Here is a 25,451-nt window from a genome sequence, read left to right as displayed (position 1 = left end):
TGGCTCCCTTTTTTTATGCCGTAACGTTCATCATTTCCAGCAGGTCGTCAATATACTCCCGGGAATTGGAAAGCCGTGGCACTTTGTTTTGGCCGCCAAGCCTCCCTCTTTTTTTCATCCACTGATAGAAAGTGCCTTCTTCCACCACGTAGAGCACAGGCGCTTCGAGGGCAAGGCTTTTATACCGTTTGGCGTCGTAATCTGAATTGATTTTTCGAAGGGTGCTGTCCAAAACCTCTATAAACCTGGTTCTGTCGCTTGGAGGCTTAATAAACTCCATCACCCATTCGTGAGCTCCCTTTTGTCCACCCTCAAGGTAACGTGGGGCGGCCGTAAAATTGCTGATCACCGCCGAGGTTTCCCTGCATGCTTCAGTAATCGCCGTTTCTGCATTCTCAATAATCAGCTCTTCACCAAAGGCGTTAATGAAGTGTTTTGTGCGGCCACTGATTTTCACCCGGAAAGGGCTGATAGAGGTGAACTTAACCGTGTCACCAATTCTGTATCTCCAGAGCCCAGCGTTGGTGGTGATAATCATCGCATAATTAACCCCAATTTCTACCTGTTCCAACGTTAGTGCCTTGGGATGATCGTTGCCAATTTCTTCAAAAGGGACAAATTCATAAAAAATGCCGTAGTCGAGCATCAGCAGCATCTCGTCGGAGTTCCTTTGGTCTTGTATGCCAAAAAAGCCTTCGGACGCATTGTAGGTTTCCATGTAGCGCATGCCATCGGAGGGGATGAGCGCCTTAAAGAGGTCTTTGTATGGCGGGAAAGCTACTGCGCCGTGGAAGAAGACTTCCAGGTTTGGCCACACTTCCAGGATATTGGTTTTGCCTGTTAGTTCCAATATTCGCTGTAGTAAGACGACCGTCCATGTGGGCACGCCACTGATGCTGGTCACGTTTTCCTCCAGAGTGGTGGTGGCCATCATCTCAATTTTTTCTTCCCACTCGTCCATCAGCGCAATTTCCATGCTTGGTGTGCGCACAAACTGAACCCATAGAGGAAGGTTCTTGATGATGACAGCGGAAACGTCGCCATAATAGGAGTTGGCGTTTTTATCAAACTGATTGATCTGCTGACTGCCGCCAATGGTGAGGCCCTTGCCTGTAAAAAGCTTGGATTCGGGGTAGTTGTTAACGTAGATGGAAATGAGATCTTTGCCACCCTTAAAATGGCAGTCTTCAAGTGCCTCGGGAGAAACGGGGATGAATTTGCTGCGTGCATTGGTAGTGCCCGACGACTTGGCAAACCACTTTACCTCGCTTGGCCAGAGCACATTTTGCTCCCCCTTCATTAATCGGTCAATGTAGGGTGCCAGTTCTTCGTAAGACACGATCGGCACCCGCTTTTGAAAGTCCTCATGATTTCGAAAATCCACAAAGCCGTATTTGTTTCCGTATTCTGTGTCCTTGCCTCGCTGAATCAGCCTCTGGAAAAGCTCCTCCTGCACCTCAAAGGGATACTTCATGAAAAGCTCAATCTGGTGGATTCGCTTTTTCATGACCCAGGTCATTATAGAATTGAGAATTTCCATTGGTGTTGTTGACTAAACTTTTCTTTTCAACTCGAAGTGCTTGCCCAGGTACACCCTTCTTACCTGTTCGTCAGCAGCCAGCTCTTCTGCAGTCCCTGATTTTAGCAGTTTTCCTTCAAACATCAAATAGGCCCTGTCAGTTATCGATAGCGTTTCATTCACATTGTGGTCCGTGATGAGGATTCCAATGTCCTTTTTCTTGAGCTGTGCCACAATAGTTTGGATCTCTTCCACAGCGATTGGGTCTACCCCTGCAAAAGGCTCATCTAATAATACAAAATTGGGATCAACTGCCAAAGCCCTGGCAATCTCCGTCCTTCTTCTCTCTCCTCCGGAAAGCACCATGCCGAGGTTTTTGCGCACATGCCCGAGGCTAAATTCCTCCAGCAGGCTCTCAAGCTTTTCTTTTTGCTCAGCCTTCGGAATATTTCTCATTTCGAGAACAGCCATGATATTTTCTTCCACACTTAATTTTCTGAATACGGAGGCTTCTTGTGCTAAATAACCAATGCCAAGCTTCGCCCTCCGGTACATCGGCAGGTCGGTGATGTTCTGATCATCCAGAAAAATTTCCCCATCGTTGGGCTTTATCAGGCCTACGATCATGTAAAAGGAAGTCGTTTTTCCGGCACCATTGGGACCAAGCAAGCCGACAATTTCTCCTTGCGAAACCTCGACCGACACATTGTTGACAACGCTTCTTCCTTTATACTTTTTTATCAGGTTGTGTGCACTTAGTTTCATTGATCCTTTCAGGTATTAATCAAGCTTCAAATCTTTGATGTGTAATTGCATGGTTTTGTTTCCCATAAAGTCATTCTCTTCAATAGTATAGGCCACATTGAAAGGTGTGCCATTTGCAATAGCATCATAGTACTCGCCAAACCCAAAAGCAATAGCCTCAAGGGAAGCCTTGGAGCCTTCCTGGCTCAAAAACATTTTCAGGTGTATGTCTTTCAGCTGCTTTACCGATTTGGCAACTACGTTGGTGGAGACAAACACCGGTTGCATGTTACCTGGCCCAAAAGGAGCCATTTGCCTTAATATATTGAAAAACTTGTGGTTGATACCCTCTATTGGAATCGCCAGGTCGATGTCAATGATTGGCTCCAGCATTTCTGGCGTAATTCTTCTGGCCACCACCTCTTCGAACCGTTCCTTAAAGGCCTCAACCTTATCCAAATTCATCGTTAGCCCGGCGGCGTATTTATGACCACCGTACTGATCGAGTAAGTCGGCACACTCTGCTATGGCTTCGTACACATCGAAGCCCACCACTGACCGGGCGCTGCCCGTTGCTTTGCTATTTGATTCGGTCAGGATAATGGTTGGCCGGTAAAACTTTTCTATGCAACGGGACGCTACAATGCCTATAACGCCCTTGTGCCAGTTTTCTCTATAAAGCACAGTCGAAAAAGATTTTTTGAGCTGATCTTCTTCTTCAATTATTGCGAGGGCTTCTTTTGTAATATTTTCGTCAAAGCCTTTTCTAAGGTCATTTTTGATGTCAAGTTGGGCTGCCAGTTCTTCGGCTTCTTCCTCCGTTCTTGCCAGCAATAGCTCTACTGCGGCGCCAGCATGATCGATCCGGCCGGCGGCATTGATGCGTGGCCCGATGCCAAAAACTACCCGTGTCACTGTAACGTCTCCCCGAATACCTGAAAGATTTTTCAAAGCTTTCAGCCCCGGCAAAGGCGATTTATTGAGCTTCTGAAGGCCGAAGTAGGCTAGCACTCTATTTTCACCAACAACGGGCACGATGTCGGAAGCGATGCTGACAGCCACCAGGTCGAGGTAAAGATAAAGCTCCTGAATGTCGACAGTGTTCTGAATGGCAAAGGCCTGCATAAGCTTGAAACCCACTCCACAGCCGCTGAGCCCATCAAACGGGTAATTGCAATCGAGACGCTTTGGGTCAAGCACGGCAAATGCCTTGGGCAGCTCAGGACCCGGAAGGTGGTGGTCACAAATGATGAAATCGACCCCCAGGGAATTGGCCAACTCTACTTTTGAAACTGCTTTTATGCCACAGTCAAGCGCAATGACAAGCGTAAAACCCTGCTCGGCTGCCCAGCGGACGCCAGTTTCTGAAATGCCGTAGCCCTCATCGTAACGGTCGGGGATGTAGTAGTCAATATTGGAATGATACTTACGGAGAAAGCCGTAAGCCAGTGCCACAGAAGTGGTGCCATCCACATCGTAGTCACCATAGATAAGTATTTTCTCTTTTTTGAAAATCGCTTCACTCAACCTGTTCACGGCCTTTTCCATGTCCTTCATCAGGAAAGGATCGTGTAGCTGCCCCAAGTGTGGCCTGAAAAAAGCACGGGTTTCTTCGAAAGTGCTATAGCCTCTTTGAACCAGCAATGCTGCCAGGGTATCGCTTACCTTAATGCCTGAAGCCAGTGAATGCACTGTTTCGGGATCAGGTAGGTCTTTGTATACCCATCTTTTGCTCATTTATTGCTGCGATTGAAGTACTTGGGAAATATGAAAAACAGGTTATTTCCAAAAATACAAATTCAATCGATTGATGAGCGATAGTCTGTAAAGAAATGAGGAGAATATGATGGCACGTCCCGAAGGAAACGTCGGGTGGCACTACGCTATTTGAAAAAATATCAAAAGTCCAGCTCGAACTCTCTCTTTTTGAAGTAAGTATCGAACCAATATTCATAGTTGGAATAGTCGATACAGTCCTCAAGCTCAACGCCATCGTTGATCAGGCGCATGATACTTTTACCTGGCAGCCACGACAACAAAGCGTTGGCCTGGCGCATTGGCAACTGAGAAAGTTGAATGAACTTTTTACCGTTAAGGTAGATGGGTTTTAACTTGAACATGACCCTTTGAATTTATTATGCAAGCATACTATTTTATTTTTCCTAGGACGTTAAAATCATGTTAAAGGTTGGTTAATTTTAACGTGTACTCTCCTGAAAGACAAGAAATTATAGGTAAGCCCCTAAAGCCTGCAAAAATAAACTATTGTGAGGGAGCGTTTGCCTCCAACTCGGCGATCCACTGACGGATAAGCGCCACTCCTTCTTTGTGAGGCAAAGACCTGCCAAGTTCTGGCATCATTATGCCAGGATTAGTAGACTCCATTCTGAAAACCAGGATAGACTCTTCCGGTTTGCCAGGCACTATACCGTAAAGGCGCCCGCCTGATCCCTTGCCTGCTGCAACGGGTTTTTTCATAATGCCATACTTGCTTCTGTTGCTGACGTCAAAGGTGAGGAATAGCCCCGACGTGTTGGCCGAACCTTCCGGGTGATGGCAGGAACCACAGTTGGCGTCGAGATAGGCCCTGGCGGCCAAACTGACATTGGTATGTGCGGAACTCCAATCAGGAAACTTTCCGATTGTGGAGGGCTTTTCTTTGAGGTCAAGGATGCCCTTGCTTTGCCAGTAGCTCAATTGATTTTGGGTTCCACCTTCCGAGTAGGTGTAGTCTCTATTCAGCTGCGAGAGTTTTGGGCCCAGGGGAATCACAGCGTTGGATCGGCCGTGGCAAGTTTTGCACTGATTAACATCTGGCACAGAGTAGCTTACTTTTTGCAACACGCCATCTTGCTCCAGTTCAACATCGATATTGCCGCCAGCTACTTCAAGAAACGCCTCCGTTTGCTCATCGTTCCAAATATAGGTCAGGGCCTTCCAGTCTTTGTCTGTCTTTTCTATCACTCTTGTTTCTATCAGCTTTCGTCCAGCCTCGTTTTTAGCAGGGTAGTGGAAGGTTTTAATAAGCCTTGTGCCAACAGGAAAATCAAGTGAGCCATCTTCCAAAACGTTGATTACTTTCTCAGGAGGCACCGCCACAAACCTGCTTTTGTCGGCATAGTCAGAGAACAATGGCATGTTGAGGTCGTAGGGGATAATACCCTTGCCTGGCACCAAATCCGATAGTTTTCCTTCGAAGAACCCGAACTCCGACAGCTTGTCGGGGCCAAGTGAAAGAGGTTGCCTGTTTTGCCGGATATTGTGGTTGTTGGTTCTTAAGGTAACAGGAGCAGTTTTTTGGCTGGCTTCTTTTTTCTGGCCCGGGTCACATGCCGTAAAAAAAGCTAACAAGAAAAGGACTGGAACAAAAAACCTCATAGCGAAGCAACTGCTTTTTCTAAAACGACGGGTGGAAGCACATTTCCTGAACAGGTGTGTGCGTCAATATCCCGGTTGCTGTCTTCAAAATCATTGGCTGCATCCATATTGGCAAACGATGCGTCACCATTGGCTTGCACGCAAATGACCTTGTCAGAGGGTGCGGCGGTAATTCCATCCCAAAGGATGTCAGGAATTGAGAGCCCGAATTGCCATACGAGCAGATAGCCAATATCACTTTTGAGTGAGGGCAAAGTAAAGCTATTGGTGATGCTGTTATCGTGGATAAAGACACCAGAGGGGATAGGGTTGTAGTTTTTGTCGGCTTTATAAGCAGCTTCATTCTGCGACATCTGTGCATCGCCGTCATTCGAATCGTCCATGGCTGCTGCTGCCATCACAAAGTCATAGCTGATAACAGACACTCCTGCCGTTCTGTTTTCAGATACCTTGTTGTTAAAAATTTCTACTGATGTCATCGCCAGCACCATCACGCCTGTGCCGGGAGGCACCGAGGCCACTATGTTCCCCTTAGGAGCGAAGTTTCGGAAGTTATTGCTGGTTACTTTATTGTCGAATACTCTCACATTTCCACCTAACTGGGAAAGACCCGGGAGGTCGAAAACAAGGATCCCTCCGGTATTGTCGTAAGCTTCATTGTTGAAAACGTCTGCGCTGGTGGTATTCTCTATTTCGATGCCAGCCACATTATTGTAGGCTGTGGAGTTGCTCACAATGACGTTGTGGGACTGCCCCACATAAATGCCGGCATCCGATGCTCCAATGGCCACGCAGTGGTCAATTAATACATTTTTGCACATCACAGGGTAGATTGCATAAGCGCCGTTGGTTTCTTCGGGCTCACCTGTCCACTCCGATTTCACGTTGATCAGCTCCAGCCCGTTGATGTCTTGTATCTTGATATTGTCGCCGACGGCATCTCTGATCGTCAAGTCTTTGAGCACTATCTGGTTTCCGTTTTGGATCCTCAACCCCTCAGCTCCCTCTGTTTGTTCGTGAAAGGAGAGAATGGTTTTGTCCATTCCAGCGCCCATAATGGTGATGCTGTCTTTTCCTTCCAAAGTAAGGCTCCTTTTAAATACATAATGGCCGGGTAGTATAACGATAGTATCCCCAGCTTCGGCCATAATGAGCCTGGTCTGCAGATCCTGAGAAATATCCTTGTACTCGGTATCTTCAAAGGGGATAGTCCTGGTAACAGGGTCGCCACAGGAGGCGACTACCAAAGCTATGAGGGCCAAATAAAAAAAGTGCTTCATGAGTAAGTGTTGTTCAAAATGTTTCTGGGCGCAGGGTAAAAATAAGAAACATCAGCAAAATTGACACGGCTGTAGCTATGAATGAAGCCCCACTTTTTTCTTTTTGCTTACCTTCCTATCTTTCCAAATGCCTATGAAACTTGATTTCGGTGAGATATGGCCTTTTATGAAAATAATTGGGGAGGAGGCTTCAGAATGGTCTTTCAATCTGGTAGCGGGAAATTTTGTGAGTGAAAAGGTTTCCCTAGCGCTTATTCATCAGCTTGAGAATGACCCTTATTATGATGCAGAGATGCTCCCGAATTTATTTACGTTCAGAGAAATATTTTGGCAGCCCAATGTGTACCCCACCTTGAATGCCTGCCTGACTGGACTAAAACTGGTGGCTAACTACAGCAATGAGCTGACCGAAGAGTATGCGAACTCCACTCAGGAAACGCAGCAATTGTATGTTCATTTGGTGAAACACATCGGCGAACTCGCCAGGCAGGCGAATGAGCAATTGGCGGGCAGCGAGCAGGCGAATGACCAGATTCCTTCGGTTTTGGGAGAGTTTAGGAAGCAGTCTTTTCCCGTTATCATGCTGTTTATTCACCACCCGATGAATAGGGTCGACTACAAGGAAGACGCCTTAAGAAGGATCAATTTTATGGTGAAAACGCTGATAGAGCAATATCAGCTCAGGTTCAACGACTTGCTGCTGCCTCATTGGGAGCTGGACAGGCTTTCTGGCTCGAAAAAAACCGACAGCAAACAGACTGGCGATCAGTCACCCGAACCGTCTTCTGAAGCAAGCACTGAATCGCCCACCTGAATCACCCCCTCCTGTATTACCTTTGCTGTGATGCCCCCATGGCCTCTCATGGCATTGTAACCACCAAAGCCCAATGCCTTCTCCATTTTTGAGCATGGATGGCACAAGCCGGTCATCTCCAGAACAGCAGTGCCTATGGCAAAGGTTTTATCCTTTAGCGCCAGCAGGTTGATGCCCTGCACTACAATATTTCTCCTTAACAACCCCGGATCAACACTTTCTTTGTTCATCATGGAAGCCACAGTTGCCAGATGCTCAGCCTGAATAAGCGTCACCTGCCTGGGGCTGTTGGCCGGCCCTTTGAACCGATCACCCTCCAGCCCCTTTCCGGGTGTTGCTTTCACATTTTTAACTGATAAAACGGCTTCATTCCTTGCCGGACGAACGCCAATCCATGCTACAGTGCCCTTTTGGCTAAAGTGCCTCATAAGCTCTGCCATTGGTGTATTTTGATTTAGCTCTTTCACGGGCGATGGGTAAGGTGAACCGAAGTGCTTCAAACTATTCCAGCTAAATTCAATGAAAGACTTTGAATGATAGTGGAATACAGCTTCTGATAGGTAAATTTATGCAATAGAGTTCTATTTTTGTAGTGAGGAAAACATTGAAAAACTTGTTGAATAAGATGAAGAGAGTGATTCTGGTTGTAGTTCTATCAATGGCGTTATCCTGTTTTACCAACGCACAAACGGCCCCGCCCATCCCCCCATTCCAGCATGTGAGTGTCGAAACAATTGACTACTCGGGCATCAAGGATATGTTTCAGGTGAGTTTGTACGCCAGAAGATGGCTTACCATAGAGCAGTTTCACTTGATTGGAGACACCCGGGAGAATTGGGATGCTGAGATCAGGCAGGACTCTTGCAGTGTAATGACATTCAAACTTGAGACACACGAAAGGATAAGTGGAAAATACCATACATCGCTGTACCTGGTAGACTGCAAAAGTGACACTGTTTATCAGAGCGATGGCAAGGCCATGGGTTCCTCACCGGCACAAGGCTTCCAGTATGCGGCGGAAGCTGCTCTGAAAGACTTTAAGAAGGATTGGGAAAAAGGTCAGGAGCCAGCCAAAAAGTCGAAGAAAGGGAAGAATTAGATGTCCGTTATTCATTTTGCTCATTCCAATGGGTTTACAGCGCTCACTTACCGCTATTTCCTTGAGCAACTAGCGCCGAACGATGTGCAATATTTGGAAAAGTTCGGGCACGACAAGAGGTTCGAACCCAGGTTTTCCTGGGCACCGTTGACTAATCAGCTCATTGAATCAATTGAAAAGCAACGGAAGCCAGTCATTGGCCTCGGTCACTCACTTGGGGCCGTGGTTACACTGAACGCCTACTATAAGCGACCAGACTTATTCAAAGGGTTGATCATGATGGATCCACCATTTTTCGGCAAAAAAATGCGCCTCCTCTTATTAGGCGCAAGGATAGTTGGCGTTTCCGGCAAACTTGTGCCACCGGCTGTAAAAGCAAAAAAGAGAAAGTCGGAATGGGAGAGTAAGGCGGCGGTAGCCGAAAGCTTCAGAAATAAGCCACTGTTCAAAGATTTTCACCCCGAGGCTTTTAAAGACTATATTGAGTACGGTCTTGTAGAGACGGAGCAGGGCAGGGCGAAACTGGATTTTTCAACGAAAGAAGAGTACAGGATTTTTAAGCACACACCATTTTCATTAGGAAGCGGGAAGATTGATGTACCAAGTTTTTATCTCTACTCCAGCCGTTTTGAAATAGGTTCTGCAGCTTCCATTGAGGAGCACAAAAAGAGGTTCAAGCAAACTGAGTTCATCGCTGTGGATGCTGGTCATATGTTTCCCATGGAGCAGCCAGAAAAAACGGCGCAGCTGGTAAAAGACCTTATTAAACGGGCAATGTAATCGTGAACCGACTGCCGCTGCCAGGCGTGCTCACCACTTCGATGCTGCCACCATGCCGCTCAATAATACCGAAGGTGATGGACAAGCCCAGCCCTGTGCCTTTTCCATAGCCTTTGGTGGTGAAGAAGGGTTCAAATATCTTGTTCTGAATGTCGTCCGACATCCCGCAGCCGTCGTCTTCTACATAAATCTTTACCTTATCGCCAAAACCTTCTGTTCTGATGGTTACGATGCCTTTTTCTGCCACTGCGTCCAGTGCATTTGAGATAAGGTTCATAAACACCTGATTGATTTGGCCGGGAAAACACTCAACTGGCCTCATCGAATCTCCGTATTCCTTCTTTATCCGAACCCTCTTTTCTTTGATCTTTGGAGAAAGTAGAACCAATGAATTGTCGATGCCTATATGAAGGTTAGTCAGCTGCTTATCGCCCTTATCGTTCATGGAGAAGGTTCGCAGCCCATGGACTATCTGCGACGTTCTAACAGCCCCCTCACGAATAGCCTCCACCACCTGGAACATGCCCTCTTTGGTTTCATTGAAATACAGCTGCTCTTTAAGGGCGGTTATTTCCTGCAAAAAGGCAGGCGAAATATTTGGCTCGTCTGACTCCTCCAGCTCGGCGTATTTGTTTAGCACCGTAATAAGATCTTGCAGGGAATTCTTAAGGCCATCCACACCTGCGTAGACAAAGTTGACGGGGTTGTTGATCTCATGAGCAATGCCGGCAGTAAGCTCACCCAGGGAAGCCATTTTTTCAGCTTGAATAAGCTTCGCCTGTGCAGCCTTCAAATCCATCAGCGCTTTTTCAAGGTTGTGGGTCTTTTCAGCAATTTGTTGGTAAGCCGAGGCATTCTCAAGGGCAATGGCCACATGTAATGCCAGGCTTCTCAGTATATTGATCTGATAGGTTTGGTATTGCTCGGCTTCCAGGTGCTGCACTGTTAATACACCTATGCGCTTATTCTTCACCACAAGCGGGAGATAAATCACCGATCTGTAAACTGAATGATTGGTAGAAAATCCTACAAAATCTGGCTGCAAGGTCGTGTCGAAGAAAATTTCTTCTCTTGAATTTTCAAGACAGGCAATGGCTGGATGATCGGCCTTTTTATGCGATACATTTATCTTTTCTATTGAGGCAGAGCCTTTGCTTATCACCTGAAACTTCAGCTTGTGGCTGTCTTCTTCAAAGAGACCCACCCCGGCAATTGAGTAGTCCATCAGGCCATGTATATACCTGAACACAATTTGGACGATATCGCTTACCGAAAGGTGAGAGTTGATTTCTTTAGCCACCTCACTTAGGCGCTTAATGTCGTTGTAAGATTCTTCCAGCTTGTCCTTCTGGTTTTCAATTTCCTCTTTTTGGTAGTTGATCTCTTCGTTCTGCCCTTGCAGCAGTTTTTTGGCTCGTGCATTGATGCGGTAGCTCCTCAGAATAAGGAATAAAATGACCAGCACAAGGGAAGTGACGCCAATGAAGAAATTTCTCAGGCTTTTAATCTTGGTCAGCTCAAGATCCTGAATGGCCTGCTCCTGAAGGAGGATTTCGATCTCTTTCTGGTTCTCTTTTTCTTCCAGCTCCTTTTTCTTTAGAGCAAGATCCTGGATGAACTTGTTTTTTTGCAACAACTCTATGTCGTTGTCTTTGTTTTGTGCCTCTAGTCTGGCCTGCTCCAGCTTAAGTTTCTGTTCTTCCTGGATTTTCTCTGCCAACTGTTTTCCCAGAATAATCCGCTGGATTTCATTGTCACGTTGCAGCAGCTCAATGTCCCTTTGCTTTTCCTGAGATTCGAGCTGAAGCTCTTTCAACGCCAGGTCTTTGATTTCCTTTTCTACCATCAGCAGCCTGATCTCATTCTCTTTTTTGTCGAGCGTAAGCAGCTGATTGAGCTGAGACTTGGCATGTAGTTGTCGGTCAGTGGAAATTGAATCGGACAACCAGGCAAATTTTTTGAAGAAACTCAGAGACTGTTTGTAATCGCCAAGATGTTCGTGAATGTCGGAAAGGCGCTTGTAGGTGACAATAAGGTCTTCGGACTTTTGCGGGAGCTTCTCCCCAATTTGAATGGCAGTTTCGGCAAATGTTCTTGCTTTTTCCCACTGATCCATTTTCATATAGGTGGCCACTACCTCGTTGTATAGCGGAAGTGTCTTTGAAGGAGTCTTTCGTGCTTCGTTCGATTTGATGGCTTCGAAGAAGTAGTTCAGCGCCCTGGAATTGTCGCCCATGTCATGGTAAATGCTCCCGATATTTGCGAGCAGCACCATGTCTCCCACATAGAAAGGATCATTGTTATGATGCTTTAGGTCAAGTTCGAGCGACTCTTTGAAGTATTCCAGCGCCAGCATTTTTTCATCGAGGTACTGATAGAGGTAGCCGATATTATTGAGAGAGGCGATGATGCCGGGAGTATCTTTTAAAGCCTGGTAAATCGACAATACCTGCAGGTCGTAAGCCAGGGCGAGTGTGTGTTTCTTTTCGTCAATATGCAGAAGGGCAAGCCTTCGCAGTAGGGTCAGCTCAGCTTGTTTGTCGTCGTCTTTAATGAGTTGAAGCATGAGCTGATAATTCTCAATGGCTTTCTGATTGTTTCCGGCCAGCTCAAACGCCGTGGCAGCCTTTCCCAGGCTGTATTTCATCCCCAGCGTGTCGCTGATCCCTTTTTTCTCTTCGTAGGCCTTCATGAAATATACCCAGGCTTTCTGTGGCACTTTCCATTCGTCGTATAGCTCGCCGATAAGGTCATTGCTCTGCGATGCTTCCATATGTTTACCCAGGAGTTCAAACTCACGCAGGGCAACGAGATAGTGATTAAGTGAGGAAGCGAATTGTTCTTTCTGCTTGTAGCTGTCGCCGATCACAATATTGCTTCTTGCAATGAGGCACCGGATGGCCCTCGATTCCGCCATGGCGAGTGCGTTGTTGCCATAAAAAATCGCTGAGTCCAGTCTCTTTTCCGAAAGGGCTATTTCCGCTTTTAGCAAGAAAGAAGTAGCCTTCAGGCTATCTTCTGTGTAGGGATAGGGGGTTTCCTGAGAGAAAGCTGTTTCCCACACTAAAGGTGCTAACAAGAGCAGTATGTAAGCTTTTCTAAGCAATTTCCTTTTGGGTTACAACCTCATAGAGAGGAAGGTATACTTTTACTTTAGTCCCCTTGTTCACGCTGCTGTCGATAATAAGCTGCCCGTGCATTTTTTCTATGAACTCCTTGCCCAGCCTGAGTCCCAGGCCAGCCCCTTTTTCATTCATCGTGCCCCTTCTTGGCTCACTCCAGGTATTTCCCTGTAGCTTTTCTATCAGCTCTTGCGGGATTCCCACGCCAGCATCGACAATCGAAATGACAACGGCGTCTTTCTCTCTCTTGAATGACAAGTGAATTTCTCCCTTTTCGTGGGAGTATTTGATAGCGTTGCTGATCAGGTTTCGCAGCACCAGACTTACCATATTTTCGTCCACCATTGACCACAAAGGACTTCCGTCAGTTTCCATGACGATACGGATGTCTTTCTGTGAAGCCAGAAAATCAAATAGGTCCACCTGACCTTTGGCCACCTTCACGAGGTCCGTCTTTTTATTACTGATTTTAATATCGCCAGTTTGCGACAATGACCAGTGAAGCAGATTGTCGAGCAGTTGAGTAACGTGTTGGAGGTATTCCTTTGCTTTTTCACCCAGATCATGCACTTTTTGCTCATCAAGCTGGTGCTTAAAGCTGAGCATAATTTCAAGCAGGATGTTGAGCGAAGCGATGGGCAGCTTCAGGTCATGAGAAATGATCGAGAAGAATTTGTCCTTGACTTCATTGAGAGTGGAGAGCTCTTTGTTTTTTGTAGCCAGCTCCTGGGTGCGCTCAATCACTTTTTGTTCGAGGTTGGCCTTGGCCTTGCCCAGGTCGTCAATCAGGGCTTTGTTTTGAGTGCTGAGTTCGTATTTCTGTATAGCGTTGTTAAGGGTGAGCAGCAGGTGATTGGAATCCCATGGTTTGAGGATGAACTGATAAATGCCGACCTCATTGACAGCTTTGAGTATCACGTCAATATCGCTGTAGGCTGTGAGTATCATCTTGATGGAATCGGGCGATATCTGGTTCGCTTTCGACAGAAAATCGATACCAGTCATGCCCGGCATTCTTTGGTCAGAAATGATCACCTGAACCACCTCAGTCTTCAAAATATCCAGGGCCTCCTCCGCTGAATTGGACGTGATTACCTTAAAATTCCTGAAAAAGGCGTTGCGAAATACGATGAGGTTGTTTGACTCATCGTCTACATATAAAATAGAATACTTTTTTTCTTGCAAGGTGGTTTGATTAGGTAGTTGCTAAGTCTTAAACATTCAGACGGAAAAGAACCCCCATATTGTTACAAAACTTTAGCTTTACTACCTTCTTTTTAGTGAATAGTTAACTTGTACAGCAACATTTTTCATTCTATTCATACTTTTTTTGGGCAATGGTGATAATAATGGGCAAACTAACTTTTATGTTTGCCCGGGAAGAATAGACCAGGTATGAACAGACAAGGTTTTCTGCTACAGAATCTTTTGAAGGGCTTGGCTTGGTTTGCCCTTTTGGTAGTAGTTTACCTCGTGGTGAAGCGATATGTGGATGTTGACTACCTGGATTGGTTGTCTCCCATTTACGAAAAACCCCTCTACGTATTTTCCATTTTCACAGTCTCCGAGGTTGTAGTGGGCATTATTCCCCCCGAGGTATTTATGATCTGGTCGCTCAGAGAAGGAGTGGCAGCCATTTACATCTCCAACGTTTTGATTTTGGCGGCGTTGTCCTACGCTGCGGGGGTGATTGGATACTTTATTGGTTCGTATCTCAATCAGACCCAGTTCTACAAAGCGCTCGAGAAAAACTTTTTTGGCAAGTACACCACCTACCTTGACGAATATGGCGGCTTTTTGATCATTGTCGCTGCGCTCACGCCACTCCCTTTTTCAGGTATTTGTATGCTGGTGGGAGCGGTGAAGTATTCCTTCAAAAAGATGCTGCTGTTTTCGCTCACCCGCTTTATACGCTTTAGTGCGTATGCTTATGTTATATGGGCCGCCCACAACTTTTGATTTGGCTCTAGTTCATAGAATTTATTTTGTTGATAATGGCCACGTAATCTTCAACATCCTTAGGCTTGATCTTGTTGGCCTTGGCATACGCTTTTAATTCATTTTCTTTTCCCGGCAAAAGTGAAAACACATTTGAGTTCTTGCCTTTGGTTAGCTCGATAGCTTTGCCATCTACAATGGAGAGGTAAACAGGCTTTTTCAGAATTTGATCGTTTTTGTTGCCCACATTGAGGGCTACGTTGTAGTCTGCTTTCTTAATTGTGATCTTTTCATAAGAATAAAGCGGCACAGCGCCGTCAAGGATCACCTCCAGAAAAATATTCGTTGGCATATCGTCACCACTACCCTTGAGCTGATTCACATTGACATACCTTTTGTACTTATTGGTAGAAGTTTTCAGGTCAAAATATTTTACCTTATTTCCGTCAAGCCCTCTTACGCCGTCGTCATAGTTGATTTCAATAAGGTTACTCCTGAGGTCGTATCTGATCACCATATCATCATACACTTTGGGAGACACGGTCAATTCGAAGCTTCCTTCTTTGAACTCTGAATCGAGATAGAAATCGCCTTCAAGCGACGCAGGGGGCAGGGGTATTCCGAAAGTTGCCGTGTTGGGGTTAACTGCCGCAAGTCGGTCAACGGCATTTTGCTTTTGCAGGTATTCGTTGCCCGCTGTGGAGGCGGTATTTCCAACATTTGAGCCCTGAGCGAAGGATGAAGAAACTGCTGTGGATAGTACGAGTGATAGCGTTATTTGAGCTACGTGTTTTCTCATGATTGCATTTTGTTTAACTAAATTAATTAAAAGAATTCGACAACCATCCTTAAAAAATCCTGTTAGTCTATAAATTTGAAATATGAATAACAAGAAAGGGAAAAAGGGAGTGTTGCTGGTCAATTTAGGAACACCAGATCAGCCAGATACCCCTAATGTAAGGAAATACCTGAGAGAATTTTTAATGGACGGCAGGGTAATTGATATTCCTTTTGCTCAGAGATGGATGCTTGTTAACCTTATCATAGCTCCTTTTCGTGCGCCCAAGTCAGCGGCGGAATATCAAAAGTTATGGGATGAGAGAGGCTCTCCGCTCAAGTATTATGGCGAGGATGTGAGAGACTTGCTTCAGAAAGAACTGAACGGCGATTACGTGGTGGCACTGGCCATGCGATATCAAAATCCGAGTATTGCATCGGGGCTGGACGAGTTAAAAAAAGCGCATGTTAGCGAAATAATTGTGGTGCCTCTTTTTCCACAATATGCCTCCGCCAGCACCGGCTCAGTGGCTGATAAAGTAATGGAGCTTGTTCGGAAATGGCAGATTATACCCAACATTCGTTTCATCAACCAGTTTGCGGACGACCCGATGTTCATAGAAGTGATTGCTCAACGGGCAAAGAAGTGGATGGAGCAGCATGACTACGATCACTACTTATTCAGCTACCACGGGTTGCCCGAAAGACAGATTCTCAAAGGGTCGGTTGGTTCACAGTGCCAGCTGGGCAAGTGCTGCAACAACTACCACGATAAGAACCGGTATTGCTACCGTGCTCAGTGTTTTCTTACCTCTCGGTTAATCGCTGAAAGCCTGGGTATTCCTGAGGACAAATATACCGTTGCGTTTCAAAGCCGGCTGGGGAAAACTCCCTGGATACAGCCCTATACAGACGAGAAGCTGGTAGAGTTTGCTGAAAAGGGCTACAAAAAAGTACTCGCCTTTTCTCCGGCTTTTGTGTCGGACTGCCTCGAAACGACTGTTGAAGTAGGAGAAACCTATCAGGAACAATTTTTAGAGGCTGGCGGAGAACGCTGGGACTTGGTGGAAAGCCTCAATGATCACCCGCTCTGGATAGAATGCCTTAAAAACCTGGTGTTGGAAAAAGCTTCTTAGATCAGGCTCTGACAGCCACAAGCTCAGTCAGTTTTTGAACGGTGAAGTCTATGTCTTGTTGGGTGGTGAAGCGGGAGAAAGAAAAACGGATATTTCCCCGCATGGGATCTACTCCCAAAGCACCCAACACATGTGAGCCAACGTTCGAACCGCTGGAGCAAGCGCTGCCACCAGAAGCAGAAACTCCTTCTATATCAAGGCTGAAGAGCAACATGTCGTTGTCTTCGTTGGGAGGAAGGCTGACACTGAGCACAGTGTAAAGGCTGTTATTAAGATTGGCCGAGTCGCCGTTAAAGGTAATGCCCTCAATGTTGGCGGATAACTGGCGGATCATGCTTTCTTTCAAGCTTTCCATGTGCTTCCGGTGCTCGTCCATGTGCTCATAAGCAAGCTCCAGCGCTTTGGCCAGGCCAATGATGCCCGGAACGTTTTCAGTGCCTCCCCGCATATTTCTCTCTTGTGCTCCGCCATGGATGAAGGGATGAATCTTGCAGTTATGGTTGATGTGCAGGAAGCCAACGCCTTTTGGCCCGTGAAATTTGTGGGCCGCACCCACCATCATGTTCAGGTTGAGCGCCTGCAGGTCGTGGCGGTAGTGCCCTACTGCCTGCACGGTATCAGTATGGAAAACGGCTTGGTACTCCTTAGCCAGTTGGCCTATTTTCTCAATATCATTCAGGTTGCCAATTTCATTGTTGGCATGCATCAGGCTGACCAAAGCCTTGCCGGGATGGTCTTTCAGAAACGCCTCCAGGTGATCCAGGCTTACATGACCTTTTTCGTCAAGCTCCACATAGGTTAGGTCAATCTTGCCCTGCTCGTGAAGATACTCAAGTGTGTGAAGCACAGCGTGGTGCTCGATTTTTGACGTGATGGCATGCGTGAGGCCATAGGCTTCAATTGACTTCGTCAGCGCAGTATTGTCAGCCTCGGTGCCGCCGGAAGTAAAAAAGATTTCTGAAGGGGAGGTATTCAATAGCTCAGCCACTTTTTTCCTTGACCTTTCAATCGCCGACCGCACCAGTCTCCCATGCCCGTGTATGGAACTTGGGTTGCCGAAGTGCTCGGTCAGGTAGGGTAGCATCGCCTCCAGCACTTCTTTATCGAGTGGTGTGGTGGCAGCGTTGTCAAGGTATACTCGCATGGCTTCAGATTTTTTCTGAAATAATCTCTTTGATGTCCATCATGATTTTATGGGCCAGGTGCTCGGCTGTCGCCTGACTTTCTGACTCAGAATAAATCCGGATGATGGGCTCGGTGTTCGATTTACGAAGATGCACCCATTCTTTGTCAAATTCAATTTTGACACCATCCACAGTATTGATCGGCTGACGCTGATATTTGTCCTTTATCTCGTGCAATACAAGATCAACATCCATTTCAGGGGAAAGCTCAATCTTGTTTTTCGAAATATGGTAGTTAGGATATTTTGACCGAAGCATCGACACGCTTTTCCCAAACTTGGCCAGGTGGGTAAGAAAAAGGGCGATGCCTACGAGCGCATCCCGACCATAGTGAAGCTCAGGAAGGATCACTCCGCCATTGCCTTCACCACCGATCACAGCGCCGATTGCTTTCATTTTTTCGACTACATTCACTTCGCCGACCGCAGCCGCTTCATATTTCTGCCCATATTTTTCAGTGACGTCTCTAAGTGCCCTGGTCGAAGAAAGGTTGGACACGGTTGGCCCGGGCTTTTGCGACAGCACATAGTCGGCGATGGCCACCAGGGTGTATTCTTCACCAAAAGTATTGCCGTCCTCGCAAATGAGTGCCAGGCGATCCACGTCAGGATCGACCACAATACCCAGATCGAACTGGCCATTTTCTATTTCACCACAAATGTGGGTAAGGTTCTCAGGCAATGGTTCGGGGTTGTGAGGGAAATGGCCATTGGGTTCACCGTAGAAAACTTCGACCCGGTCTACTCCCAGTTTCTTCAGCAGCATGGGTACTGCTATGCCTCCTGTTGAATTCACTGCATCCACAGCAACAGAGAAGTTGCGTAGCCTGATGGCTTCAACATCTACCATCGGCAGCGCAAGAATTTTTTCAATGTGTTTTTCTATGGTGCCTTCTCTGAAGGTGTAGCTGCCGAGTTTTTTAACGTCAACGAAGTCGAAGGCCTCTTCATCCGCTATAGATAAGATGTTTTCGCCGTCACTTCCCGACAGAAACTCTCCCTTGTTGTTAAGCAGCTTAAGCGCATTCCATTGTATCGGGTTGTGGCTGGCAGTGATAATAATTCCCCCACCGGCTTTTTCTTCCACTACCATCATTTCTACAGTGGGAGTAGTTGAAAGACCGAGGTCAATTACATCGATGCCAAGCGACTGTAGTGTAGACGCCACGAGGCTGGAGACGATTTCGCCGGAAATCCGTGCATCTCGTCCGATCACCACCATTGGATGAGCCTTTTGTGTCAATAGCCACTGGCCATAGGCTGCGGCAAACTTAACAGTATCCAGAGGAGTCAAGCCGTCACCAACTTTGCCACCTATTGTTCCTCTGATTCCAGATATTGATTTAATTAAAGTCACTTTTCCAGGTTTAATTACTTGCGGGCGCAAATTTACTGAAAAAATACCGTGATAAAATGGTAGAATTCAAAGATAGTGCCTTTCGCAAGGTGGATACCACCGTTAATCGATTGAAAGCATTAAAATTTCGACAAAACTTTGTTGACTTCTGAGTCTGGATTCCCCCCTGCAGGGTCAGCGCAAGCATCTCCGGGCTGTAGATTCTTGCCGCAATAGCCACATGTTACACCTTCCTTATTTAGGAACGGGCTCTGTGAAGCACATGTGCCCTTGAACTCTCCATTTTTTAAAAATATCAGCCGTACCGACATCAAAATGAAGAACAGTGCTATAAATCCAATCCCCAATAAAACTGTTACCATGGCATTCTATATCTTTATGCAAAGAAAAAAGAGCGGCTTTACAATACCTAATCAGCCGCCTGTTTGTTGAACAAGTCGCTGCAAAGGAAAATTCATTTGATGGAAAAAATACCCGCCCCAGATTTACGAAGAGAAGAAAAATTGAAAGCCTTTGACAGGTTGCTTACCATTATGGATGAGCTGCGTGAAAACTGCCCGTGGGACAAAAAGCAGACCTTTGAAACGCTCCGCCACCTGACAATAGAGGAAACCTATGAATTGTCAGATGCCATTCTGGAGGGAGATAAGGATGAGATCAAAGAAGAGGTGGGTGATTTGATGCTTCACCTGGTTTTTTACTCAAGGATTGGGTCGGAAACTGGCAGCTTTGATGTGGCCGATGTCATTGATGCATTGTGTGAAAAGCTAATCAACCGGCACCCACATATTTATGGCGATGTGAAGGCCGAAAACGAAGAAGTAGTCAAGCAAAACTGGGAGAAGATCAAGCTAAAAGAAAAGGGCAATAAGTCTGTGCTAGGTGGCGTGCCAAAAACCCTGCCTGCGCTGGTAAAAGCGATCAGGATCCAGGATAAAGCCAGAGGTGTTGGTTTTGACTGGGAAGAGAAGCAGCAGGTGTGGGAAAAGGTTGAAGAAGAAATGCAGGAATTCAAGGAAGAATTCAATGTGAGCGGCGAAAAGGAAATTGACAGGGAGAAGGCACAAGGTGAATTTGGTGATTTGCTTTTTTCACTGGTCAATTATGCACGATTTATTGATATCGATCCTGAGGAGGCCCTGGAGCGAACCAATAAGAAATTCATTAAGCGATTCCAATACCTCGAGCAGGAGTCGGCTAAAGAAGGAAAGAGTCTTGGGGAAATGACGCTGGCAGAAATGGACGAATACTGGAACCGGGCGAAGAAATTGTGATTCGGGTAAAAATGGTTAATTTGATATAGCTTATCACACTAACCTACTTACTATGAAAACACTGAAAATCAATCACTGGGCCATTTTGGTCATTGTTGTGCTTGGTCAGGTTATTCCTGCCCTGTGGTATGGGATGTTTGCAGAAACCTGGATGCGGCTTAATAACCTTACCGAAGCTGATGTGATGTCGGGAGGATCCACGCCCTACATTTCGAGTGTAGTTACTGCCGTTGTTTTTGCCTATGTGTTGGCATGGCTTTTCAAAAGAATGAATGTCGGGTCGGCTGCCGATGGCGCAAAAACAGCCTTTATTATGGCTGTTTCGTTTTCGCTGCTCATGCACATGACAGTAAATTTCTTTTCGATGAGACCTTACGGCTTAGCCTGGGTCGACGGGGGAGCGGATCTTGTGGTTTGGACGCTAGCCGGCACTATTCTGGGCGGCTGGAGAAAGTACGAAAACTAGCTTTCAGCAATGTTGTTGCAGCCTGATATGCCCTATACCGAATTTCGTCCGAACCTCAGGCTGCAGCAGTTTGTAGAGTGCTATTGGTGTGTCAAAAGTGCCACTCAGCTCAGTAGCTTCAGGCCCGTGTTTCCCGACGCCTGTTCCGACGTTATTTTCAACTTCTCTGCCCCACTTCTCTACGAGGAGCATGGCAAAATTTCCTGTAACAAGTTTCAGTCCTTTTATGTCGGCATCCAAACCGCACCTATTTTCACAAAAGCAGGCGGTGCAACAGATTTATTGGGTGTGAGGTTTAAAAACCAGGGAGCGTGGAGGTTTCTGAGGCGTCCGCTGGCGGAATTTAGCAACAAGACCGCCTCACTTAAGGAACTGGACGAGGGTGATTTGCACAACCTGACTGAGCAAATGGCTTTTTTGCCAGTTTCAGAAAGGATCAACCTGATTGAGCTTCGATTGCTTGAACGATTGGGAAATGAGAGCCAGTATGATTTGGTGGATCAGTTCTTCAACAGGCCATCAGAGTCGATCCATGCATTTTGCAAAGCAAATCACCTGAGTGAGCGAACTTTGGAAAGAAAGTCCCGGGAAAGGGTTGGCGTGTCTCCAAAAATGTACCAGCGCATCGTTCGCTTCAGAAGGGCCTCCGGGAAGCTTTCAGGCTTCGATGGGTCGTTGATGGAATTTGCCTGGGATATGGGCTACTACGATCATGCTCACCTTGCCAAAGATTTCCGGGAATTTGGACACTTTTTGCCATCCAGCCTTATGCATTAATTCGTCAATTGTCGGGTTTTTACAAAAGCTGATGAGCTGGCTAGCCCTAACTTGTGGCCACAAACAAACCATTAGAAGATGCAAAAATTTCAACAGCTTTCACCAAACATGATGGTCGCAAGTGTGGAGGAGTCCATGGCCTACTATTCGACAATTTTTGGCTTTACCGAAGGGCCGAGCGTGCCTGCCCCGAGCGGTGGTCTTCAATGGGGAATGGTGATGCATGGAGCGGTGCAGCTCATGTTTCAGACCGCTGCAAGTATTGGCGAAGATCTTCCAGGCTTCAATACTGAAAAAACTGGCGGCAGTCTCTCGTTATTCATCGAAGTGGACGATGCCGCTGCGCTGTTTCGGGAGGTAGAGGCAAAAGTGGAGGTCTTTATGCCACTAAAAGACACCTTCTATGGGAAGCGAGAATTTGGTATCCGTGATCTCAACGGATACCTGTTGGTGTTTGCAAGCGACATCAAGTAACTGCTAGCTCATCTTGATGGGCAGTTCTTTGCTTCTCTTTCCTGTAGCCGCAAACACGGCATTGGCCAGAGCAGGCGCAAAAGGTGGGACGGGCGGTTCTCCCACACCTGTCGGTTTTTCGTCACTTTCTACCAGGTGAACAAATATCTCTTTGGCGGCATCCTGCATGCGGGCCACTTCAAATTGGTCGAAGTTTTTAGCGACCGTTTGTCCATCTTTGAAAGCAATACCCCCTTTCAGGGCAAGGCTGGAGGCGAATGTTCCACCTCCTTCAAACTGGTTTTTCACGGAGTTTTGGTTCACAACAATGCCACAGTCAACGGCGAAGTGAACTTCCGGAATGGTGAGCTTGCCAGCTTCGCCAACCGTCACATGCACCACGCAGGCCACATAGGTAAGGAAGCTGCGATGGGCACAAATGCCCATGCCGTGCCCTTTAGGCAGTTCTTTGCCCCACCCCGACTTTTCGGCAGCGAGCTTAACCACGTTTTTCAGGCGTGCTGTTTTCATCGGAAACTTCTCAACAGGCTCGCCATAGTTGCCAAAGCCTTCCATCAGCTTGTCAAAGGGGATTTCCCTGTCCGACCCGATCAAATCCAGCAGGTTTTCTACCGGATCCATTTGTCTGGCTGTTGCAATTTCATCCACCATGCTGCCGATGGCAAAGGCGTGCTGGATGTTGCTCACTGACCGAAGCCAGCCAATACGGGTCATGGCCTTCGCCTCGTGCGACTGACAAGAGATGTTGGGGATATCAAAAGGCATGTCGACCATGCCGAGCTGGAGCTCATCAAAACTTGGCCCCGTTGCATCTGGTGAGAAAGTACCACCGATGGGAGGGAAAACACTGTGGTGCTCCCAGCCCGTCACTTTGTTGTTGTTGTCTAGCGCCACTTTGATCCGCTGCACACTGCAGGCGTGAAAGAAGTCGTGCTGAATATCATCTTCTCTTGTCCAAATGACTTTGACGGGAAAGCCACTCATTTGAGAGGCAAGTGCAGCTTCCACGATAAAGTCAGGCTTTGATTTCCGTCCGAAGCCGCCGCCAAGTAAGGTGACATTTACTGTGACATTGGCTTTGTCTATTTTCAACGCCTCAGCCAGGGCATCGTTGGCCCCCTGAGGGTTTTGGGTGGGAGCCCACACTTCGCACTTTCCATCTTTAAAATGCGCTACGGCACAAGGCGGCTCCATGGGTGCATGAGAAAGATGGGGTATCAGGTAGGTGGAGTCAATGGTTTTCGCTGCATTTTTAAAGGATGTCTCTACCGACCCTTCCTCTCTGTGCACCTGACCTTTGCTTTTCACCCTTCCCAGCATATCTTTGAAATAGTCGGCTGTGCTGTATTTGGCATTGGGGCCAAAGTCCCATTCTACTTCCAGCGCATCTCGCCCTTTGATGGCTGCCCAGGTGCTGTCCGCCACCACGAGCAGACCACCCAACGGGGCGTTTATACCGCCGGGGAAAGCTGTGAAAGGCATTTCATACACCTTTTGTACACCAGCTACCTGCAAGGCTTTGTCTGCATTGAAGGTTTTTACCTTTCCTCCCGCCACCGGGCAACGGAGGACCGTGACGTATTTCATGCCAGCCACCTTTTTATCCAGGCCAAACCCGCCCTTGCCACTAATAATGTCTTCAATGTCAACGATGGGCGTGGACTTGCCAATGAATTTCCACTCTGACTTTTTCTTCAGGGTGATTTTGTCTTCGGCAGGCATTTCCAGTTTTGACGCCGCTTCAGTTAACTCTCCAAACCCAAGCTTTTTACCACTGCCCTCATGCGCCACTTCGCCGTTTTTTGCCTTGCACTCGCCAACAGGAACACCCCACTCGTTGGCCGCAGCTTGCTCCAGCATCATTCGGGCTGTGGCACCTGCTTTTCGCATAGGCTCAAAAAACATGCGCACCGAAAACGACCCATCTGTATTTTGATTTCCGTACCGGGCTTCGTCTCCTATGGCCTGCACCACCTTCACTTTGCTCCAGTCGGCTTCCAGCTCGTCGGCCACAATGAGCGGCAATCCCGTACGAATACCGGTTCCCATCTCCGACCTGTGGGCCACTATGGTCACCGTGCCGTCGCTGTTCACCGTCAGGTAAACATTGGGGGAGAAAGGAATGCCGCTATCTTTCTTTTTCGAAGGAGAGCACCCTATCTGCATACCGATGATAATGCCTGTGGCGCTGATGCCGCTAATTTTCAGAAAAGAACGGCGATCAACTTTTTTGAGAATGGATGGTTCCAGGGAGTTGTGCAGAGGCTTCATAAACAAAGTTTTGTGGAATAATAAAGCTAATTAAAATATGCTGAAAAGTTGACGGGGTTGCGGATATTTCCAGGGATTCCCTTTTGGCCGACTTCGCCCAATCGATGGCACCCTTCTAAATGTGCCTAACACAGGAGCATTAAAAAAAGGAAATTTAATAGAACTTTTTAAATGACGAAGAGAGATTTAGTTTCTTCAATTTTCACCATCCCTACTTTAAATATTTATGCGCTATAGCGCTTACATTTCACCGCCATATTTGTTATATTTAATCTAGTCTCCGACTGTCTAAACTTGGATTTATATCGAGTTTTACTAACATTGCAGAGTTCTACCTACTTGAAAATGAAAGTGCTTTCGTCCAGCTATGCCAATGACAACGAACTCCTGGAAGCTTTCCAGAGGGGAGAAAAAGACGCATTCATCGTCATATACGAACGGTTTTGGAATAGGATTTTTTTGATAGCCTACAAAAGCACAAGAAACAAGGAGGTGTCTGAAGACCTTGTTCAAAACCTATTTCTGAAGCTTTGGGACAAAAGAGATTTGCTGCATATAAAGCAGATTGAAGCATATTTGCATTCTTCCATCAGAAACAGCGTCATCGACTACATACACAGCCAGGTAGTAAGAAATAAATACCTCGATTACCTTAAAGTTTCGCCTCCTACAGGCGAGAATAATACTGACCGCATGATGGCAGTAAGTGATCTTTCTAAGCTGATAGAAGAGGGACTTACTCAGCTGCCGGAAAAGTCAAGGAGTATTTTTAGAATGAATCGGCTTGATCATTCACCAGTGGAAGAAATTGCGCAAAAGCTGAAGATTTCGGAAAAGGCAGTTCAGTACCACCTGACGAAATCTCTGAAGGTCATGCGGCTCTATTTGAGAAGCATTATTTTTAGTCTTCTGCTTATTTTTTTGGGCTAGGTTTTTCGACAGAACTCACTCCATTATTGCGACCTCATCCGACGAAAACAATAAATCTGATATTTTTCACATTCCTTTTAGGAAAAACAGCGAGTTGCCCGTCTAGTTGGTAGGCGTGGACATATTTAAACA

Annotated in this window: 24 protein-coding genes; 10 read left to right on the top strand and 14 right to left on the bottom strand. The window is 46.7% G+C overall.

The window, feature by feature from the left end; translation table 11 throughout:
* Nucleotides 1-13 precede the first annotated feature (13 nt).
* The 6 genes from RT717_RS23640 to RT717_RS23615 form a co-directional block, all read right to left on the bottom strand.
* Nucleotides 14-1,507: a GH3 auxin-responsive promoter family protein gene (locus RT717_RS23640; protein ID WP_317488810.1), complete on the bottom strand. Its 1,494-nt coding sequence runs from the start codon at nucleotides 1,505-1,507 to the stop codon at nucleotides 14-16.
* Nucleotides 1,508-1,552: 45 nt separating this feature from the next.
* Nucleotides 1,553-2,284 carry an LPS export ABC transporter ATP-binding protein gene (gene lptB, locus RT717_RS23635; protein WP_317488809.1) on the bottom strand — a complete coding sequence of 244 codons (732 nt, stop codon included), beginning with the start codon at nucleotides 2,282-2,284 and terminating at the stop codon, nucleotides 1,553-1,555.
* A 15-nt stretch (nucleotides 2,285-2,299) separates the two neighbouring features.
* The gene (gene recJ / locus RT717_RS23630; RefSeq protein ID WP_317488808.1) at nucleotides 2,300-4,000 is read right to left on the bottom strand and encodes a single-stranded-DNA-specific exonuclease RecJ; all 1,701 of its coding nucleotides are present in this window, start codon (nucleotides 3,998-4,000) and stop codon (nucleotides 2,300-2,302) included.
* 161 nt (nucleotides 4,001-4,161) lie between these two features.
* Complete coding sequence (locus tag RT717_RS23625) at nucleotides 4,162-4,383, bottom strand: hypothetical protein (RefSeq protein WP_152001549.1); 222 nt, start codon at nucleotides 4,381-4,383, stop codon at nucleotides 4,162-4,164.
* 142 nt (nucleotides 4,384-4,525) lie between these two features.
* Entirely contained in the window at nucleotides 4,526-5,641 is a 1,116-nt protein-coding gene (locus tag RT717_RS23620; protein ID WP_317488807.1) for an SO2930 family diheme c-type cytochrome, read from the bottom strand.
* Nucleotides 5,638-6,921 carry a parallel beta-helix domain-containing protein gene (locus tag RT717_RS23615; protein WP_317488806.1) on the bottom strand — a complete coding sequence of 428 codons (1,284 nt, stop codon included), beginning with the start codon at nucleotides 6,919-6,921 and terminating at the stop codon, nucleotides 5,638-5,640. The genes RT717_RS23620 and RT717_RS23615 overlap by 4 nt, the downstream gene beginning before the upstream one ends.
* A gap of 133 nt (nucleotides 6,922-7,054) precedes the next feature.
* Here RT717_RS23615 and RT717_RS23610 point away from each other — a divergent pair, with 133 nt between their 5' ends.
* The gene (locus tag RT717_RS23610) at nucleotides 7,055-7,735 is read left to right on the top strand and encodes a hypothetical protein (protein WP_317488805.1); all 681 of its coding nucleotides are present in this window, start codon (nucleotides 7,055-7,057) and stop codon (nucleotides 7,733-7,735) included.
* On the opposite strand, the gene RT717_RS23605 is transcribed toward RT717_RS23610, so the two are convergent.
* Nucleotides 7,687-8,175: an MOSC domain-containing protein gene (locus tag RT717_RS23605; RefSeq protein WP_317488804.1), complete on the bottom strand. Its 489-nt coding sequence runs from the start codon at nucleotides 8,173-8,175 to the stop codon at nucleotides 7,687-7,689. The two genes, RT717_RS23610 and RT717_RS23605, sit on opposite strands and share 49 nt — an antisense overlap.
* Nucleotides 8,176-8,360: 185 nt before the next feature.
* Between RT717_RS23605 and RT717_RS23600 the strand changes: the two genes are divergently transcribed.
* Together RT717_RS23600 and RT717_RS23595 are read left to right on the top strand one after the other, a co-directional pair.
* Nucleotides 8,361-8,834, top strand: coding sequence for a hypothetical protein (locus RT717_RS23600; protein ID WP_317488803.1), 474 nt, complete (start codon nucleotides 8,361-8,363; stop codon nucleotides 8,832-8,834).
* Complete coding sequence (locus tag RT717_RS23595) at nucleotides 8,835-9,614, top strand: alpha/beta fold hydrolase (RefSeq protein WP_317488802.1); 780 nt, start codon at nucleotides 8,835-8,837, stop codon at nucleotides 9,612-9,614. It abuts the gene before it with no gap.
* Here the strand turns inward: RT717_RS23595 and RT717_RS23590 are convergent.
* Nucleotides 9,598-12,693, bottom strand: a complete 3,096-nt coding sequence (locus RT717_RS23590) for a tetratricopeptide repeat protein (RefSeq protein WP_317488801.1) — start codon at nucleotides 12,691-12,693, stop codon at nucleotides 9,598-9,600. The genes RT717_RS23595 and RT717_RS23590 overlap by 17 nt on opposite strands.
* 19 nt (nucleotides 12,694-12,712) lie before the next feature.
* Entirely contained in the window at nucleotides 12,713-13,921 is a 1,209-nt protein-coding gene (locus tag RT717_RS23585) for a hybrid sensor histidine kinase/response regulator (protein WP_317488800.1), read from the bottom strand.
* A 210-nt stretch (nucleotides 13,922-14,131) separates the two neighbouring features.
* Between RT717_RS23585 and RT717_RS23580 the strand changes: the two genes are divergently transcribed.
* Complete coding sequence (locus tag RT717_RS23580) at nucleotides 14,132-14,695, top strand: YqaA family protein (protein ID WP_317488799.1); 564 nt, start codon at nucleotides 14,132-14,134, stop codon at nucleotides 14,693-14,695.
* A 7-nt stretch (nucleotides 14,696-14,702) separates the two neighbouring features.
* Here the strand turns inward: RT717_RS23580 and RT717_RS23575 are convergent, their stop codons facing one another.
* Nucleotides 14,703-15,473, bottom strand: coding sequence for a hypothetical protein (locus tag RT717_RS23575; RefSeq protein WP_317488798.1), 771 nt, complete (start codon nucleotides 15,471-15,473; stop codon nucleotides 14,703-14,705).
* A gap of 82 nt (nucleotides 15,474-15,555) precedes the next feature.
* Here RT717_RS23575 and hemH point away from each other — a divergent pair, with 82 nt between their 5' ends.
* On the top strand, nucleotides 15,556-16,587 hold the full coding sequence (hemH, locus tag RT717_RS23570; protein ID WP_317488797.1) for a ferrochelatase: 1,032 nt from the start codon (nucleotides 15,556-15,558) through the stop codon (nucleotides 16,585-16,587).
* A gap of 1 nt (nucleotide 16,588) precedes the next feature.
* Here the strand turns inward: hemH and RT717_RS23565 are convergent, their stop codons facing one another.
* From RT717_RS23565 to RT717_RS23555, 3 genes are all read right to left on the bottom strand, one after another.
* Nucleotides 16,589-17,731 (bottom strand): cysteine desulfurase family protein, encoded by a 1,143-nt coding sequence (locus tag RT717_RS23565; protein WP_317488796.1) that lies wholly within the window; start codon nucleotides 17,729-17,731, stop codon nucleotides 16,589-16,591.
* Between the two features lie 4 nt (nucleotides 17,732-17,735).
* Complete coding sequence (glmM, locus tag RT717_RS23560; protein WP_317488795.1) at nucleotides 17,736-19,127, bottom strand: phosphoglucosamine mutase; 1,392 nt, start codon at nucleotides 19,125-19,127, stop codon at nucleotides 17,736-17,738.
* 119 nt (nucleotides 19,128-19,246) lie between these two features.
* Complete coding sequence (locus tag RT717_RS23555; protein WP_152001563.1) at nucleotides 19,247-19,489, bottom strand: hypothetical protein; 243 nt, start codon at nucleotides 19,487-19,489, stop codon at nucleotides 19,247-19,249.
* Nucleotides 19,490-19,588: 99 nt separating this feature from the next.
* Here RT717_RS23555 and mazG point away from each other — a divergent pair, with 99 nt between their 5' ends.
* The 4 genes from mazG (at nucleotide 19,589) to RT717_RS23535 (ending at nucleotide 22,118) form a co-directional block, all read left to right on the top strand.
* Nucleotides 19,589-20,401 (top strand): nucleoside triphosphate pyrophosphohydrolase, encoded by an 813-nt coding sequence (mazG, locus tag RT717_RS23550; protein ID WP_317488794.1) that lies wholly within the window; start codon nucleotides 19,589-19,591, stop codon nucleotides 20,399-20,401.
* Nucleotides 20,402-20,453: 52 nt separating this feature from the next.
* Nucleotides 20,454-20,867 carry a DUF1761 domain-containing protein gene (locus tag RT717_RS23545; RefSeq protein WP_317488793.1) on the top strand — a complete coding sequence of 138 codons (414 nt, stop codon included), beginning with the start codon at nucleotides 20,454-20,456 and terminating at the stop codon, nucleotides 20,865-20,867.
* Nucleotides 20,868-20,876: 9 nt separating this feature from the next.
* Nucleotides 20,877-21,644 carry a helix-turn-helix domain-containing protein gene (locus tag RT717_RS23540; protein WP_317488792.1) on the top strand — a complete coding sequence of 256 codons (768 nt, stop codon included), beginning with the start codon at nucleotides 20,877-20,879 and terminating at the stop codon, nucleotides 21,642-21,644.
* 78 nt (nucleotides 21,645-21,722) lie between these two features.
* Complete coding sequence (locus RT717_RS23535; RefSeq protein WP_317488791.1) at nucleotides 21,723-22,118, top strand: VOC family protein; 396 nt, start codon at nucleotides 21,723-21,725, stop codon at nucleotides 22,116-22,118.
* Between the two features lie 3 nt (nucleotides 22,119-22,121).
* On the opposite strand, the gene RT717_RS23530 is transcribed toward RT717_RS23535, so the two are convergent.
* Complete coding sequence (locus tag RT717_RS23530; RefSeq protein ID WP_317488790.1) at nucleotides 22,122-24,389, bottom strand: xanthine dehydrogenase family protein molybdopterin-binding subunit; 2,268 nt, start codon at nucleotides 24,387-24,389, stop codon at nucleotides 22,122-22,124.
* A gap of 345 nt (nucleotides 24,390-24,734) precedes the next feature.
* On the opposite strand from RT717_RS23530, the gene RT717_RS23525 reads away from it, so the two are divergent.
* Complete coding sequence (locus tag RT717_RS23525; protein WP_317488789.1) at nucleotides 24,735-25,319, top strand: RNA polymerase sigma-70 factor; 585 nt, start codon at nucleotides 24,735-24,737, stop codon at nucleotides 25,317-25,319.
* Nucleotides 25,320-25,451 lie beyond the last annotated feature (132 nt).

Source organism: Imperialibacter roseus, from assembly GCF_032999765.1.
GTDB classification, from domain to species: Bacteria; Bacteroidota; Bacteroidia; order Cytophagales; family Cyclobacteriaceae; genus Imperialibacter; species Imperialibacter roseus.
Note: the sequence above shows the minus strand (reverse complement) of the source record. Positions and strands in the feature narration are given on the sequence as shown.

Coding starts and splice junctions, on each gene's coding strand:
- RT717_RS23535 (WP_317488791.1), top strand. CDS start 21,723: ATGCAAAAATTTCAACAGCTTTCACCAAACATGATGGTCGCAAGTGTG.
- RT717_RS23545 (WP_317488793.1), top strand. CDS start 20,454: ATGAAAACACTGAAAATCAATCACTGGGCCATTTTGGTCATTGTTGTG.
- RT717_RS23565 (WP_317488796.1), bottom strand. CDS start 17,731: ATGCGAGTATACCTTGACAACGCTGCCACCACACCACTCGATAAAGAA.
- RT717_RS23580 (WP_317488799.1), top strand. CDS start 14,132: ATGAACAGACAAGGTTTTCTGCTACAGAATCTTTTGAAGGGCTTGGCT.
- RT717_RS23600 (WP_317488803.1), top strand. CDS start 8,361: ATGAAGAGAGTGATTCTGGTTGTAGTTCTATCAATGGCGTTATCCTGT.
- RT717_RS23615 (WP_317488806.1), bottom strand. CDS start 6,921: ATGAAGCACTTTTTTTATTTGGCCCTCATAGCTTTGGTAGTCGCCTCC.
- RT717_RS23625 (WP_152001549.1), bottom strand. CDS start 4,383: ATGTTCAAGTTAAAACCCATCTACCTTAACGGTAAAAAGTTCATTCAA.
- lptB (WP_317488809.1), bottom strand. CDS start 2,284: ATGAAACTAAGTGCACACAACCTGATAAAAAAGTATAAAGGAAGAAGC.
- RT717_RS23610 (WP_317488805.1), top strand. CDS start 7,055: ATGAAACTTGATTTCGGTGAGATATGGCCTTTTATGAAAATAATTGGG.
- RT717_RS23525 (WP_317488789.1), top strand. CDS start 24,735: ATGAAAGTGCTTTCGTCCAGCTATGCCAATGACAACGAACTCCTGGAA.
- mazG (WP_317488794.1), top strand. CDS start 19,589: ATGGAAAAAATACCCGCCCCAGATTTACGAAGAGAAGAAAAATTGAAA.
- RT717_RS23640 (WP_317488810.1), bottom strand. CDS start 1,507: ATGAAAAAGCGAATCCACCAGATTGAGCTTTTCATGAAGTATCCCTTT.
- hemH (WP_317488797.1), top strand. CDS start 15,556: ATGAATAACAAGAAAGGGAAAAAGGGAGTGTTGCTGGTCAATTTAGGA.
- RT717_RS23595 (WP_317488802.1), top strand. CDS start 8,835: ATGTCCGTTATTCATTTTGCTCATTCCAATGGGTTTACAGCGCTCACT.
- RT717_RS23540 (WP_317488792.1), top strand. CDS start 20,877: ATGTTGTTGCAGCCTGATATGCCCTATACCGAATTTCGTCCGAACCTC.
- RT717_RS23605 (WP_317488804.1), bottom strand. CDS start 8,175: ATGGCAGAGCTTATGAGGCACTTTAGCCAAAAGGGCACTGTAGCATGG.
- RT717_RS23530 (WP_317488790.1), bottom strand. CDS start 24,389: ATGAAGCCTCTGCACAACTCCCTGGAACCATCCATTCTCAAAAAAGTT.
- recJ (WP_317488808.1), bottom strand. CDS start 4,000: ATGAGCAAAAGATGGGTATACAAAGACCTACCTGATCCCGAAACAGTG.
- RT717_RS23620 (WP_317488807.1), bottom strand. CDS start 5,641: ATGAGGTTTTTTGTTCCAGTCCTTTTCTTGTTAGCTTTTTTTACGGCA.
- RT717_RS23575 (WP_317488798.1), bottom strand. CDS start 15,473: ATGAGAAAACACGTAGCTCAAATAACGCTATCACTCGTACTATCCACA.
- RT717_RS23555 (WP_152001563.1), bottom strand. CDS start 19,489: ATGGTAACAGTTTTATTGGGGATTGGATTTATAGCACTGTTCTTCATT.